This is a genomic window from Burkholderia sp. KCJ3K979 (assembly GCF_016759955.1).
GTDB lineage: Bacteria > Pseudomonadota > Gammaproteobacteria > Burkholderiales > Burkholderiaceae > Burkholderia > Burkholderia orbicola.
In genome coordinates this window covers 1-2161 of sequence record NZ_JACFYV010000396.1, presented here as the reverse complement: position 1 = coordinate 2161, position 2161 = coordinate 1, and the positions used below count along the sequence as shown (strand labels likewise).

The 2161-nt window shown below is 66.9% G+C and carries 2 protein-coding genes; both read left to right on the top strand.

All coding sequences use genetic code 11. The features are described 5' to 3' along the window. Positions 1-188: 188 nt before the first annotated feature. The gene (locus H3O04_RS35100; RefSeq protein ID WP_202589492.1) at positions 189-1583 is read left to right on the top strand and encodes a phosphomannomutase/phosphoglucomutase; all 1395 of its coding nucleotides are present in this window, start codon (positions 189-191) and stop codon (positions 1581-1583) included. 172 nt (positions 1584-1755) lie between these two features. Then, positions 1756-2161: lipopolysaccharide heptosyltransferase I (waaC, locus tag H3O04_RS35095; protein WP_202589491.1), on the top strand; the 406-nt coding region annotated here is incomplete at its 3' end.

Genomic DNA, 2161 nt, shown 5'->3' with positions numbered 1-2161 from the left:
GAGCGGCTAGGCATTAAAATGGGCGACATGCGCGTCATCAAAACCCGCGATTATAAGTGGGATCGCGGCTGCCCCAGCCGTTGTGCGCGGTGTTCCGCCGGCAGGCATGTATCATGCGCGGCACCCGTGAGCGGCGGCCCGCGCAAGCCAGACAATTTTCCATGCACGCAACTGAGAGAAGAGAATCGATGATCTCCCAATCCATCTTCAAGGCATATGACATTCGTGGCGTGGTCGGCAAGACACTCGACGTCGACACGGCGCGCGGAATCGGCCGGGCATTCGGCAGCGAAGTGCGTGCGCAGGGCGGCGATGCGGTCGTCGTCGCGCGCGACGGCCGCCTGTCCGGGCCGGAACTGGTCGGCGCGCTGGCCGACGGCCTGCGTGCGGCCGGGGTCGACGTCGTCGACGTCGGCATGGTGCCGACGCCGGTCGGTTATTTCGCGGCGAACGTGCCGCTGGCGCTGAAGGGCGGCGAGCGCCGCGTCGATTCGTGCATCGTCGTCACGGGCAGTCACAATCCGCCCGACTACAACGGCTTCAAGATGGTGCTGCGCGGCGCCGCGATCTACGGCGAGCAGATCCAGGCGCTGTACCGCCGCATCGTCGACGAGCGGTTCGAGTCCGGCAGCGGCACCTATGAGCAGATCGACGTCGCGGATCAATACATCGCGCGCATCGTCGGCGACGTGAAGCTCGCGCGGCCGCTGAAGATCGTGGTCGACGCCGGCAACGGCGTCGCAGGCCCCCTCGCGACGCGCCTGTTCAAGGCGCTCGGCTGCGAACTCGTCGAGCGCTTCACCGACATCGACGGCACGTTCCCGAACCATCACCCCGATCCCGCCCACCCGGAAAACCTGCAGGACGTGATCCAGGCGCTGAAGGACACCGATGCGGAGCTCGGCTTTGCGTTCGACGGCGACGGCGACCGTCTGGGCGTCGTCACGAAGGACGGCCAGATCATCTATCCGGACCGCCAGCTGATGCTGTTCGCGGAAGAAGTGCTGTCGCGCAACCCGGGCGCGCAGATCATCTACGACGTGAAGTGCACGCGCCACCTCGCGCAGTGGGTGAAGTCGAAGGGCGGCGAGCCGCTGATGTGGAAGACGGGTCACTCGCTCGTGAAGGCGAAGCTGCGCGAGACGGGTGCGCCGCTCGCCGGCGAAATGAGCGGCCACGTGTTCTTCAAGGATCGCTGGTACGGCTTCGACGACGGCCTGTACACCGGTGCGCGCCTGCTCGAGATTCTCGCGAAGACGGCCGATCCGAGCGCGCTGCTCAACAGCCTGCCGGACGCGATGAGCACGCCGGAACTGCAGCTCTGGCTCGACGAAGGCGAGAATTTCCGCCTGATCGAGCAGTTGCAGAAAGAGGCGAAGTTCGACGGTGCCGATGAAGTCGTGACGATCGACGGCCTGCGTGTCGAGTACCCGGACGGCTTCGGCCTCGCGCGTTCGTCGAACACGACGCCGGTCGTCGTGATGCGCTTCGAGGCCGAGACGCAGGAAGGGCTCAAGCGCATCCAGGACGACTTCCGCCGCGTGCTGACGGCCGCGAAGCCGGACGTCAAGCTGCCGTTCTGAGCGCCGGCGGCCGGCGGGCCGCCCGTACGACGGCCGGTTCGTCGGCCGTGTTTATCTCGAAAAGCGGCGCGTGCCCCGGGCGCGCGGCCGCTTTTTGTCTGTCCGGTCGTCCGGCCGGGATAAAATCCCCCCTTTATGTCTGTCGCCGGCTGCCAGCCGGCGTTTTTTCAGCGTGCAAAAGATCCTGATCGTGCGCGTGTCGTCGCTGGGCGACGTCGTGCACAACATGCCGGTGGTCGCCGATATCCGGCGCCGCCACCCCGATGCGCAGATCGACTGGCTCGTCGAGGAAAGCTTCGTCGACCTCGTGCGGCTCGTCGACGGCGTGCGCAACGTGCTGCCGTTCTCGCTGCGCCGCTGGCGCAAGAAACCGTTCTCGGGTGCGACGTGGCGCGAGATTCGCGCATTTCGCCGGCGCCTCGCGGCCGAGCAGTACGACCTCGTGATCGACTGCCAGGGCCTCATCAAGACGGCGTGGGTCGCGAGCTGGGCGCGCGGGCCGCTCGTCGGGCTCGGCAACCGGACCGACGGCGCCGGCTACGAATGGCCCGTGCGCTTCTTCTATCGCAAGCGCGTGC

Bases quoted from the DNA above. Each gene is read 5' to 3' on its own strand.
- H3O04_RS35100 (WP_202589492.1), top strand. From the start codon at position 189: ATGATCTCCCAATCCATCTTCAAGGCATATGACATTCGTGGCGTGGTC.